At 43.1% G+C, this 11,963-nt stretch carries 11 protein-coding genes; 1 reads left to right on the top strand and 10 read right to left on the bottom strand.

Annotation, left to right across the window (positions count from 1 at the left end):
- Positions 1-5: 5 nt before the first annotated feature.
- From J6I68_RS13950 to J6I68_RS13905, 10 genes are read right to left on the bottom strand one after another with little or no spacing between them, the layout of a single operon-like run.
- On the bottom strand, positions 6-350 hold the full coding sequence (locus tag J6I68_RS13950; RefSeq protein ID WP_292221213.1) for a multidrug ABC transporter: 345 nt from the start codon (positions 348-350) through the stop codon (positions 6-8).
- The gene (locus tag J6I68_RS13945) at positions 347-712 is read right to left on the bottom strand and encodes a transporter (protein ID WP_292221211.1); all 366 of its coding nucleotides are present in this window, start codon (positions 710-712) and stop codon (positions 347-349) included. The genes J6I68_RS13950 and J6I68_RS13945 overlap by 4 nt, the downstream gene beginning before the upstream one ends.
- Positions 713-750: 38 nt before the next feature.
- Positions 751-1,725: an SGNH/GDSL hydrolase family protein gene (locus J6I68_RS13940; protein WP_292221209.1), complete on the bottom strand. Its 975-nt coding sequence runs from the start codon at positions 1,723-1,725 to the stop codon at positions 751-753.
- Between the two features lie 53 nt (positions 1,726-1,778).
- Entirely contained in the window at positions 1,779-2,960 is a 1,182-nt protein-coding gene (locus J6I68_RS13935; RefSeq protein ID WP_292221207.1) for a DUF6077 domain-containing protein, read from the bottom strand.
- A gap of 13 nt (positions 2,961-2,973) precedes the next feature.
- A complete protein-coding gene (udk, locus tag J6I68_RS13930; protein WP_292221206.1) occupies positions 2,974-3,594 on the bottom strand; it encodes a uridine kinase in 621 nt (206 codons plus the stop codon).
- A gap of 24 nt (positions 3,595-3,618) precedes the next feature.
- Positions 3,619-5,109, bottom strand: a complete 1,491-nt coding sequence (locus J6I68_RS13925; protein ID WP_292221205.1) for a hypothetical protein — start codon at positions 5,107-5,109, stop codon at positions 3,619-3,621.
- 8 nt (positions 5,110-5,117) lie between these two features.
- The gene (locus J6I68_RS13920; protein ID WP_292221203.1) at positions 5,118-6,536 is read right to left on the bottom strand and encodes an MBOAT family O-acyltransferase; all 1,419 of its coding nucleotides are present in this window, start codon (positions 6,534-6,536) and stop codon (positions 5,118-5,120) included.
- A 53-nt stretch (positions 6,537-6,589) separates the two neighbouring features.
- Positions 6,590-8,173 carry an NAD(P)/FAD-dependent oxidoreductase gene (locus tag J6I68_RS13915; RefSeq protein ID WP_292221201.1) on the bottom strand — a complete coding sequence of 528 codons (1,584 nt, stop codon included), beginning with the start codon at positions 8,171-8,173 and terminating at the stop codon, positions 6,590-6,592.
- Positions 8,174-8,201: 28 nt separating this feature from the next.
- A complete protein-coding gene (locus tag J6I68_RS13910) occupies positions 8,202-9,125 on the bottom strand; it encodes a UbiA prenyltransferase family protein (RefSeq protein WP_292221199.1) in 924 nt (307 codons plus the stop codon).
- Between the two features lie 49 nt (positions 9,126-9,174).
- The gene (locus tag J6I68_RS13905) at positions 9,175-10,722 is read right to left on the bottom strand and encodes a hypothetical protein (protein WP_292221198.1); all 1,548 of its coding nucleotides are present in this window, start codon (positions 10,720-10,722) and stop codon (positions 9,175-9,177) included.
- A gap of 209 nt (positions 10,723-10,931) precedes the next feature.
- Here J6I68_RS13905 and J6I68_RS13900 point away from each other — a divergent pair.
- Positions 10,932-11,963 (top strand): SGNH/GDSL hydrolase family protein (locus J6I68_RS13900; protein ID WP_292221197.1); only part of this gene is annotated, 1,032 nt, incomplete at its 3' end.

The following is an 11,963-nucleotide window of genomic DNA, read 5'->3' as shown; positions in this document are numbered from 1 at the left end:
GTACCTCATCCCAGTAAATAGAACACCGCAATTCCTGCAATGATCAAAACCATTCCAACAATCTTAGGCATTGTGACCTTTTCCTTGAATATGATCCTTGAAAGAATCATTACCATGATATAGGAAATAGGCTCCATCACCACAGTTCCAAGATATCCAAGGCCTTTATAACAGACTATGGCAATCACCATGGACACCATCAAAAGCCCGTACCCGCCAATAACAAATGGATTTAAATACTCTCTTAAAAAACTTGAATACTCCCTCTGTGCTCCCATTTTAAGCAGAACCTGAGATGTTGACGCGATAAGAAGCGAAAGCAGTGCAAGGAAAAAATAAGCATTTATCATTCTCCTGCACCTCCAACGTTCATAGCAACAGCTCCTGCCATTACTAGCAGTACCCCTGCAATCTTCCCAGCTGTTATTCCCTGTGCAAATATCAGATAATTCCACAGCATTGTCCACAATAGAACAACTGATTTATTGGCATAGGCTATAGACAGCTGAAACTTCTTGATTATCTGCTGCCACAAAACAGCGTATATTGCCAGTACCACAAACTCCAGTCCGAAAAACAATATATATCCAAGAGACAAAAACTCATATTTTGCTGCCATATTTGCTGCAACCGTAGACAACGAATATACCAGCACTGACAGCTCCAACAGCAAGAAATCTGCCACCTTCAATTTCCCAAATATCTTACTCAAGTCTATTCTCCAAATATCGTATTACCTAATTTGCTTAGTTACTTCTCCCCATAGATCACATTCACAAAGTGCTGTGCCATATGCTCGTTGCAGGCAGCATTCACGTGGATATTGTCAAGGAGCCACTTTGAGCTGTTGTCAGCATCGATAGTTCCGTAGTAGTTATCAATAAAGGTAACACCAGTTGCTCCAGATACATCCATCATAAACTGATAGTAGGTAGTGAGCCTTCCATTTCCAAAGTCATACATATCACCATTTACAAGGCTTCCGGATGCATCATAGGCGTAGCACATAGGAAATGACATGCACACGATCCTGATAAATGGATAAGCCTCCTGAATAGCCTTTATTCCTGCGCTAAGGGCTCCGCTGTAGGTAACAGGATCATCAGCGTTGTCAGGGTTCATACCAATCCTGTAGCTGATGTAGTCATGAGCATCATAGAAGATGACAAGAGTATCTATGGTGTTCATATCAAGTCCCTCTAGAAGCTCTGCACCCTTGTAATACCTTGAATCCTCAAATTTCTTTTCATTGTCGTGTAAAAGAGAGAAGTCCCTGGTTGTAATAGCTTTGCTTACGTTGTAAAAAGAAAATGCATCCAGAGGATACTCAGGATCAAACTCAGACTTTTTAAGCGCCACAGTAGTCTCAGGGAAACCTGCATTTATGCAAGTGGCACCGGTCTTAGCCGCCACCTGCTCAACAACGCCGTTCTCATCGCTGTAATATGTCAGAATATCATTACCCAGGAAAAGAATGGTCTCAACGCCGTCATCCTCATGCATGGCCTTCTTGTCATCTGGAAGAAGGAACACCTGGTCCTGGACTTCCACTTCAAAATCACCCTCAACAACGCCTTCTGTCTGGGCAGTTCCAGCGTTCCACTTAAGGAGCTTATAAGCAGTAAATGCTATAACAAGCGCAATAACCGCTAGTACTGCGATGTGCACCCAAAGTGGGATCTCTGAGATATTAAACTTCTTGTCATTCTTTCTACTATCAGTCATATCACTAATTCTCTTTCTTATTTCATTTTTCTAACACCACTTAACACCTTAGGTCAGAAGCCTAAAAGTGAAAAGTAGATCAGCAGATAAACTATATTTGGAATAATGCACAGCATCGCTCCAAATATCACTTTGATCTTTCTCGTATACACCAAAAGTACCAATGTTAGAAGCGCGATCAGTCCGCTTCCAAATATAACTCCAAGGGAGCTGCACATTCCAGAGAGCATATTTACAAAAAACAGCTCAATCCATGGACACCAGTCCCTTCTTGGCTGCTCCCACTCTTTTTCCTTGCGGTTTGGTGGAGGAGATGAACCAGCTTCCTCAAACATCCACAGGAATATCCAGAAGATCAGTGGGAATACCAGATTAGAAACAAGAGCCTTACCCTGCCAGGTTCTCATCAAAAAGAATGTCGCAGGAGTGTAGATAGACACGTTTCCAAACATAAGAAGGAACGCCACAATGATCATGAATACCGGAATGATCTGCTGCTTTGCTCTAAAGAGCACCCTTCCTATCTCCACATACACAAGATAAACCAGCGGAATAAAAAACAGCGGCATTATGGTATGCGATACGATTGTAGCGTGAATCCCTGACTGCCTTGCAATAAAGGCTATCCACATGGTAATTACAGCCAGGGCATGTCTGATATCAAGGTATGTAGACATTCCCGTGTATGGCAGGATGGTGTTCATAACATCCACCTGCTGCGCAAGAAGCGATTCCACCACATAGAATGCGTCATCCCCATCAAAGCTTGCCATCACCACAGCCATCACCATCTGAAAGGCCAGAATCACAAAGAATATCCCCCAATAGATGATGCTCTCCTTGGGATAATCAACTTTGTAAAATCCAGGGTTGGACCTTGGGCTCATAAGGTCATATACATCAGCATGGGCTTCTCCTGGAAAAAGTGTCAGGTAACTCTTTTCACCGGAGCGTAACTTCATCACACTTCTCACAATTCCTGCAATCGCCAGCACCGCAATGCAGCCAATAAATATCCTGCAGCAGTAAGTAAATGCGTTGTAAGTAATCTTGGTCATACAGGCAATTGCAATAATCTCAAACACTCCCATGTACACCAGGTATCCCAGGATAAAGGTGATCCCTACAGTTCGCCTGCTCCTTGGCAATATGAAATTAACCAGTAGCCCTACGCAAAATGGCACAATGATAAGCCACAATAGTAGGCTTGGTATTCCAGCTAATATCTGCAACATAAGTTAGTTTCCTTTAGTCAGCCATCATCAGGTTAAGGTGCTCCTGCAGGATGCTGATACCTGTTGTGTTCTCACCGCCACGAGGGATGATGATGTCAGCATATTTCTTACTTGGTTCAACAAACTGCTCGTGCATTGGTTTAACAGTGTCTCTGTACTGAGTAAGGATGGACTCGATGCTCCTTGCTCTCTCAGACATGTCACGGATTATCCTACGCATAAGTCTCTCATCAGCGTCAGTATCAACGAACACCTTGATGTCCATAAGGTCGCGAAGGGCCTGGCTCTCAAGGATAAGGATGCCCTCAAGGATTATTACCTTCTTGGGAACCACATGAACAGTTTCATCTGACCTGTTGTGGATGGTGTAATCGTAAACTGGCATATCGATTTCCTTGCCGTCTTTTAGCTTTTTTACATCCTCGATCATCAGGTCAGTATCAAAGGAAGCCGGGTGGTCGTAGTTAAGCTTACTCCTGTCCTCATATGAAAGGTCATTGTGGGCCTTATAGTAAGAGTCGTGATTGATTACAACAATGTCATCTCCAAACTTCTCTTTTATCTTTCTGACTATTGTAGTTTTTCCGGAAGCTGTGCCTCCTGCGATTCCTACTATGCAAACTTTCTCGCTCATCTGCGATCCTCCTGTAAATTCATATCATCCTTTAGTATAGTTACTTCCATATGACTTGAAGTAGTTGTGAGACAGTATCTCACCCGACTCTGCGTCATAGGTGATTATCTGTATATCATAATCAGTCTTGGTATCATCGTATAAAAGATTGGTCTCCGGGTCCTCATCTGTGTAAAAGAGCCTGAACAGATGCTCCACTGGCTGATAATGTATAGTTCCAAGGCCTATATCAATACCATCAAGGGAATCTGTACCGCTTGCCTCATAGACCTTACCCTTTGCCACATCATTTATGAGAATGTATGGTCCATCAGTGTGATAGATCTGTGGTGTCCCTGTAAAGTTGTGTATGAGCCTTTGCATCTCATTGTCACCAAATGCCTGAGATCCGTCATTGATGTATATGATGGAACTTACGCTTTCTGCCCCAGCCAGGTAGTTGAGCTGCTGGTAAACGCTGTCAGAGGATACTGCCATATCGTAGATGTCATGATAGAACTCACCGGTTTTCTCCTGCCAGTATTCGTAAGCGGGATCTCCTCTGTGATCCTGACACCTTCCAAGTTCAGCAATGGCTTCGCCAATACACTTGGTGGCCTTGATGGAGCCGTTGGCGTTCATATGCCCTGTATCGTTGAGGTCGGTGTAAAGGTCTACAACACCCATTTCCTGCATGTTTACAAGAGGAACATCATATGCGTCGCAGATGATCTTTGCGCTGTCCACCGCCCTCTTGTCCTCAGTAGAAGCGCTGCAGGTAAGGAAAGTAACAATAACGTCTATTCCCCGTCTCTGACACTCATCTATTATCTTGCGAAGGTACTCTTCCCCAATAGTATCACCACCAAGACCGTTACTGTCCTCCGGGGCTGGGTAGATGCCAGGAGTCAGCTCTATTCCATAGCGCATCTCTGCGCCAAAGAGAGAACTTCTCTCGCCATCCCCCATAAGTGTCTTGTAGTCGTTACTTTTAAGCACATCCCATCTGTGATGGTATACGTAAAAAGGCACTAAGAACTGCTTCCTGATCTCCTCATCCTTGATAAGGTCGTTTACTGCAGCAATCTTGAGCTTATCAAGGGGCCAGCAGTCCATGTTAAGGTGAAGCTGCGCTATAGAGCTTGCCCTGTCCTCATCGCTGTAGCTGTCGTCCATCTCATCCAGGTACTTGTAGTCCTTCTGCAGCATGTAGGTATCCACCACCACGCATTTTGGCTCGCAGTACTGCAATGCCTCAATGAGTTCCCAGTAGGTTGACTGCATGATGGAGCCGTGACCTCCCATGTTGTAGGAGGTGATACCATACTCGCCATAGAGAACCGCCGGATTCATGGCATTGATCACGTGGGAAGAGCCCACAAACAGCACATCTATCTGATCTGCCCAGTCAAAAAAGTCAGCATATTTATATTCACTATCCTTGTCCCTAAGTACCACCGAAGCCCCATATACACAAAGGCTCGCCACACATACAAAGGCCAGGACTTTTAAAATGTTCACAAATCTAATCTTCATAAAAAGCCTCAGAACTGTTGATAAATAAAGCTTGATGCATTATAGCCCGCTCCCCAGATGCCCAAAATAGAAATTGCCAGGATTGCTGCTATCATGATGATCCATCTGTACCAGATAGCCTGTTTTATGATCCTGTCTCTTATCTCAACGCCGTTAAAGGCCAGAACGTCCATGATTATCAAAAGAGCTATCCCTGCAATGCCTACGTTAAAGCTGGCCTGGGATAATCCCATCTTAAAGAGCTTGCCATCAGTGAACACCCAAGGGGTAAACTCAAAGCTCTTTTTAATGACCTCTACAGCCTGCTTAAGAGAAGTTGCCCTAAAGAATATCCACGCCAGGTTAACCAAAAGGAACGTCACAAGAGTCCTAACTGTTCTATGGGATAAGCTTCCCCTGTCTATTTTAAGAAGATCAACAGCCTTGTCCCTTACTGGCATTGTGATAAATCCAATGATCTGATATACAGCATGAAGAATTCCCCAAACAAGGAAAGTCAGTGCTGAGCCGTGCCAGATACCGCTGACTGCAAAAACTATAAGTACATTTACATACTTCCTGACTGTGCCCTTCCTGTTTCCACCAAGAGGAATATAAACATAGTCCCTAAGCCATGTAGATAAGGATATATGCCATCTGCGCCAAAACTCTGCAATACTCTTGGACATATATGGACTGTCAAAGTTCTTCATTACATCGATCCCAAGAATCCTTGATACACCTATGGCAATAGCAGAATACCCTGCAAAATCGCAGTATATTTCGAAGGAATAGAAAACTGTTGCTATAGCAACCACCGTGCCCTCTACCTGGGTCGGTGCATCATAGACACTGTTAACAAAAATCGCCAGTCTGTCAGCAATAACAAGCTTTAAAAAATATCCCCACAAGATCTGCAGAAAGCCATCTCTCATCCTGTCAAAGTCCACAGTTACAGGATATGAAAACTGGGGCAGCATATTCCCTGCTCTCTCGATAGGTCCGGAAATCACCTGAGTAAAGAACGATACGAACAAAGCCAGCTTGCAGAAGTTGTGCTCAGCCTTAAGATCACCGCGATACACATCAACAAGATATCCCACAGACTTGAGCATGTAAAACGAAATACCGATGGCTCCCATTATCTTGCCGCTTCTAAAGATCAGCATCGCTGCAATAAGGATAACAACGCTTAATCCCAGCACAACAAGAGAACTTTTGGGCTTATCATCCTTAGCATCTCCCATGAGCTTTTCCATCAAAAGAGCTGCTCCATAGGTTACCACAACAGTTCCTGCCATGACTGCAGCTGCCTTAAGATCGATACTAAGATAAAAAGCGATACTTATAACAAGAAGCCAGATATACCTAAGCTTCCTTGGAATTATGAAATTGATAAGTGCTGCAACAGGTAAAAGCAGCAAAAAAGCAAAGGAAACAAACTGCATGCACTAAACCTTCTTAACATGGCAGTAGGCGGCAAAACGCCGCCCACATATTTTTAGTCAACTTCAACCTCGTCCTCTTCTGACTTACTTTCGTCAGTTTCGTGATATTCCTTCTCGGTGTTGACGTTCCAGATATTACTTCTGTCAGTCTCTCCGCTAAGAATATTCTTAACTGTCTCAAAGGAAGTACACATTGAGTGGTCGATATTGTTGTATCTGTGCTGACCGTTACGTCCAACACAGTAAAGGTTGTCGATGGTGTTGAGATACTCAACAAGCTTATCCATCTCATCATAGGTATCAAAATAAGCTGGATATGCCTTCTTAACACGTTCCATATGATAATCGATAACCTCTGAAGCATCGCTTATAAGGTTAAGGGTAACCATCTCATCGATGGCCATCTTGGCAAACTCATCCTCGGTCATGTTCCACATTGAATCCCCTTCAAAGCAGAAGTACTCAAGACCCAGCCACACTGTATTCTCAAGGTCCTTAACAAGATATGGAGACCAGTTGTTGTAGATCTGGAAACGTCCCATCTTAACTGTTCTGTCCTGAACATATACCCAGTTATCAGGAACGATATTGCCAATTGTCTTGATATTGGTCTTGTTCACAAGATTGAGTTTAGGAACAAGAACTCCAAGAGTCATATAGTCTCTATAAGGGAGACCGGCTGCGATCCTTGCAGGATCCTCTGGAACATCATTCATACCCGCTACAAGGTCCTTAACAGGCATTGAGCTGATAACAACATCGCCGTCTATATCAATCTCCTTGCCATCCTGAAGATAAGTAACGCCCTTTAAATGATTGCCATTCTTACGGACCTTAACAACCTTGGCGTTCATGATGATGGTTCCGCCAAGCCTCTTGATTTCTTCAGCTGTCACATCCCAGAGCTGACCAGGACCAAGCTTGGGATAGCTAAATTCCTCAATAAGGGAAGTCTCAACCTTTCCGCCAGTCTTACCTGACTTCTTTCTGAAGGCATTTTTAAGAACTGCCATTATGGACACACCCTTTACTCTCTGAGCTCCCCAGCTTGGGTCAATTTCAGATGGGTGCCTTCCCCAAAGGTTTTCTGTATAGTACTCAAAGAACATTGAGTAGAGCTTTTTACCAAATCTGTTTACATAGAAATCCTCAAGGGACTTCTCAGGTCTTTTAAAGATCATTGCATGAAGGTAAGAAAATCCGCAGGCAATAGTCTTGGCAAGGCCCATGTTCTTGAAGGTCTCTACCTTAAGAGAAATAGGATAGTCGTAGAACTTCCTGTCAAAAAAGATCCTGGATACGCGGTTTCTTCTGAGCATGACCCTGTCAGTCTTCTCAGGGTCAGGACCACCTTCCTTCATCTTCATGGGACGTTTAAGGACGATGTCATCATAGGTAGGATGTCCCTGCTGAGGGAGCATCTTGTCCCACCATTCATTGACCTCAGGAACCTTGGAAAAGAATCTGTGGCCACCCATATCCATTCTGTTGCCCTTGTACTCAACAGTTCTGGAGATGCCACCAAATTTTGAAGTCTCCTCAAAGACTATAACCTGATAGTCCTTGGATTTTGTAAGAAGTTCATAGGCCGCTGTAAGACCAGCAGGGCCAGCCCCAATTATCAGTGCTTTTTTCATACCGCAAATAAATCCCTTCGTAACGTAATTATAAGGTCAAAAGCTCCTCGCTGAGCAGGTTGTGAAGGATTGGAATATCCACCTGCAGTAGCAAGAAGAATAAAATACAAAATACCACAACAAAAATCATAAGGCCCTTCTCTTTATAGAGCTTCTCCGGAGCCTGGGCTGCAGAGTCCTCTTTAAAGCTGATGTAGAGGTAGTAGCAGAATAGTCCCACCATCACAGGAAGGAGCAGTATAAACTCAACCCTGTACTTTACAAGAAATACTCCAGTAAAGAATGATGAGATCATGGCATAAAAGCATGCTGCACATAGTAGCAGTCTCTCGTCGTAGAACTTAAAGGACTTCCTGTATAGAGATGCTGTAGACTTATCAGCGATCATCCTGTACTCAGAGAATCTCTTGACGTCCATAAGGAATGCTCCGCCAAACCAGTAGCCAATAACTATGCTGACTGGTGGAAGGAAAAGGTCAGTTACAATAAACCATCCGATAAGAAGTCTTATGGCGTTGTTCACAGACTCAGATAAAACGTCCACAACCGGAATATCCTTGGTCCTTATGGGCTTAACGTTATACAGGATTCCCATAACCCAGAGCCACAGTTCCACGTAAAAGACATTTCTTGAAACCAGAAGTGATAATGCTAAGCCAGCTATTGTAAGGATCCCATAGATCGTATAGACTACGCTGCCCTTAACATCGTTCTCCACAACACTTCTGTGCTTTTTTACCGGATGATACTTGTCAAACTCCGCATCCAGCCACTCATTGATAACGTAGTTGGCAGAAGCGATACAACAGGTGGCAAAAAAGCCAACGATGAGCCTGTAGTAGAAGTTCTCTCCAAGTCCCCCTGTCAGCAGAACTGCAAAGGCAACTCCCGGAAGTATGAATAATTGTTTGACCCAATGGTCGATTCGCATGATCCTGATATATTTTTTCATTCCTCTATTATACCTTGTCTTTACGCTTTATGCACTGATTTATGGTCAATTATTGCTTTTTCCTATATAGAAAGTAGGTTTCCTCATAGCCTGGCTCATCGGAGTAAAAACTTTCAACCAGCTCATAGTGCTCGTGTACTCCCCAGGGTTCATCAGCTACAGCAATGATATACTCTGTTGCGCCTTCACTTACATACCTGCCCTGCTCTTCAAACAGCGTAGGAAGTCCAATACCATTGGTCTGGAAGTACTCACAGGTCGGCACTATTCCTGTTACAGTATAAAGTCCAACATCGAGACCGCCGAGATTGACAAGGGTATCCCCTTCCTCCAGATAGGAAGCTGCCTTAAACAGCCAGAAGGAATCCTTATCCATATGTCTATAGTCTTTGCTTACACAGTTATTTGCAGCAAAGATAGTGCTTAATGCCAAAACTGCTGTAAAAACAAAAGCTGAAATAGCGAATGACTTAGCATTAATCCCTGATTCACCCGAATTCCCATCCAGTGATTTCTTCAAAACTCTCAGATACAATTTATAGATTGCCTGTGCAATGTAGGCTGCTCCCCAAATAGCAAACACCATAAGCGGAATTGAATAATATGCCAAAGTATTACCACCAAAGAATATCACCAAGAAGGTAAGTCCAAACATCACTGGCATTGCCAGTCTCTTAAGAATCCCCTTCTCCATAAACAGCTGCAAAAAAACACCTGGAATTATGAACATGAAGTATGAAAAACTGTCCTCAATAAGGAACAGCAACACTTTCGCAAGCTCATAGAGCCTTGAAAATACACTCTGGCTCACCTCTTCAACCTTGCTGTAGAAAAACAGATTGTTGTAGATGTAGCACCTGAACCAGTCATCAAAGCTTCCTGTCGCGAGGAAGTAGATAAACCATGGGATTGATGGGATACAGGCAAACAGGATAAACCTTATCGCCAGCCTGAATGAATCCTTACCGCCGCACTTACCAATACAGTAAATTACAGCAATCAAAAACCATCCAAAGTAAAAGCCCAGCATTGTGTACTTGATCTGTGCTGTTATGCCTGCACATATTCCTGCTATAGCAAAGGCCTTGCGGATTCCCACCTTATCAAATCTATCCCGCAAGATACTATCAAGAGCATACAAACTGTAGGCAAACATCGGAAGGCAGAACTCTTCTGCAGCTCCTCCTTTGTAAAAACTCCAGGAGGAATACACACCTGCAGCCAGAATTGGAAGCAAAACTCCAGCAATAGCCTTATTGCTGCGAGCTGCAATAGTCTTAAATCCATATAGCAAAAATATAGCTGCTGCAATTACTTCAAAAATAAAAACCCCAAGGAAAGTCCTGTGGGATATAAGATATGCTATCCCATAGAGAAGATACAGATAAGGCCCCTTCTGATCATAAAGGTCTCTGTAGATCACCATACCATTCATCATTCCCTTGCCCATGGAGAAATAGCTGTTCACATCATCCCAGTTATTGCACATGTACAAAAATGATGACCTGGTGGTAAATAGCAAAATAAGAAAAGCGCATATAACGCTTATAAACACTTCTATGTGTTCTTTTATATAATCAACCATCTTTTGTGGCATCTCTAACCTCTTATTGCATAAACATCTGAAAAATTATAACATAATCCCAGGGATTTTTATATCAATCATTACGTTTGCGATTTAACGCAATAACGTCTATTTCTTAAGACTTTCTTAAGATTAACAGCAGATTTTCTTAATTTTGTCCTAAAACTATTTTCAAATCCTTATCCGGTGTTAAAATACCTTTGAAAGCGAGGATTTACAAAATGAAAAAAAGTATCACGTTCGTGGCTGCTCTTTTTTCTTCAGTGTCCATCCTATTGACAGGATGTTCACTCCCTGAAAAAGAGGTGAAAGAAGCCACTGAATATCTCAACGATAAAGGAGCTTCAGAAGCGTCAACAACTGATGAGGCATCAGCTGAAAAATCTATAGTTGTCATCAATGATCTCTTTGAGCCAACCCTGGAAGATCCTACTGCAACAGCAGAAGCTTCTGTCGAAGAAAAAAAAGAAGAAGAACCAGCAGATGACAAATCTGATGACAGAGTAACCATTGTTTGCTTTGGCGACAGTCAGCTAGCTAACGGAAGAGAAGACGACACAGATATCCCCAAGCTTTTAGAGAGCAAGGTTCCTAACGCCAAGGTATACAACCTGGCCATCAGCGGAACTACTGCAACCCTTGAGCAGAGTACCTCAGATGCCTCACCTGACAATATGCACTCAACCTGTTTCCTGGGTATGGCTTACTGCCTTGCTGGCAAGTCAGATAAAAATGAAACTCTGGCAAACTACCCTGTCATCCTGGACAAAATGGAATCGGTTGTTCCAGAAGAAGTTGACTATTATGTCCTCAGCTACGGAACAAATGATTTCTTTAGCAATGCTCCTCTTGACATTGATAGCTACGCATCAGAAGGGGATCAGGCTCACGCTCTTTACAACGCCCTTTCAAAAGGAATTGATGTACTTCAGTCTGTAAGCCCTGATGCAAAGTTCATATTAATGACTCCATTCTACGGCATATACGTAGATGATGCCGGTGGATACATTGGAGATTCATACATTGTAAGTAACGGAATTGGTACTCTTTCAGACTACGCTGAAAAAGTTAAAAACGTAGCTGAGAACAAGCACCTGACACTATTTGATGGAATGTTCCAGACCAGATGCAATTTATACCTCGATACTGCTGGTGCATACCTTATGGACAACCTTCACCTCAATCTTACAGGAAGACAGATTGTTGCAAGACTCCTTGCTCACAATGTCAACTATGAAGAAGGTAATGAACCC

Origin of the sequence: Butyrivibrio sp. (genome assembly GCF_017940685.1) — a bacterium.
Taxonomy (GTDB): Bacteria; Bacillota; Clostridia; order Lachnospirales; family Lachnospiraceae; genus Butyrivibrio.
The sequence above is the reverse complement of the archived record's forward strand: the minus strand, read 5'-3'. Positions and strand labels throughout refer to the sequence as shown.

Excerpts from the sequence above, each read along its gene's own strand:
- J6I68_RS13950 (WP_292221213.1), bottom strand. The coding sequence starts at position 350 with ATGATAAATGCTTATTTTTTCCTTGCACTGCTTTCGCTTCTTATCGCG.
- J6I68_RS13925 (WP_292221205.1), bottom strand. The coding sequence starts at position 5,109 with ATGAAGATTAGATTTGTGAACATTTTAAAAGTCCTGGCCTTTGTATGT.
- J6I68_RS13910 (WP_292221199.1), bottom strand. The coding sequence starts at position 9,125 with ATGAAAAAATATATCAGGATCATGCGAATCGACCATTGGGTCAAACAA.
- J6I68_RS13935 (WP_292221207.1), bottom strand. The coding sequence starts at position 2,960 with ATGTTGCAGATATTAGCTGGAATACCAAGCCTACTATTGTGGCTTATC.
- J6I68_RS13940 (WP_292221209.1), bottom strand. The coding sequence starts at position 1,725 with ATGACTGATAGTAGAAAGAATGACAAGAAGTTTAATATCTCAGAGATC.
- udk (WP_292221206.1), bottom strand. The coding sequence starts at position 3,594 with ATGAGCGAGAAAGTTTGCATAGTAGGAATCGCAGGAGGCACAGCTTCC.
- J6I68_RS13915 (WP_292221201.1), bottom strand. The coding sequence starts at position 8,173 with ATGAAAAAAGCACTGATAATTGGGGCTGGCCCTGCTGGTCTTACAGCG.
- J6I68_RS13920 (WP_292221203.1), bottom strand. The coding sequence starts at position 6,536 with ATGCAGTTTGTTTCCTTTGCTTTTTTGCTGCTTTTACCTGTTGCAGCA.
- J6I68_RS13905 (WP_292221198.1), bottom strand. The coding sequence starts at position 10,722 with ATGCCACAAAAGATGGTTGATTATATAAAAGAACACATAGAAGTGTTT.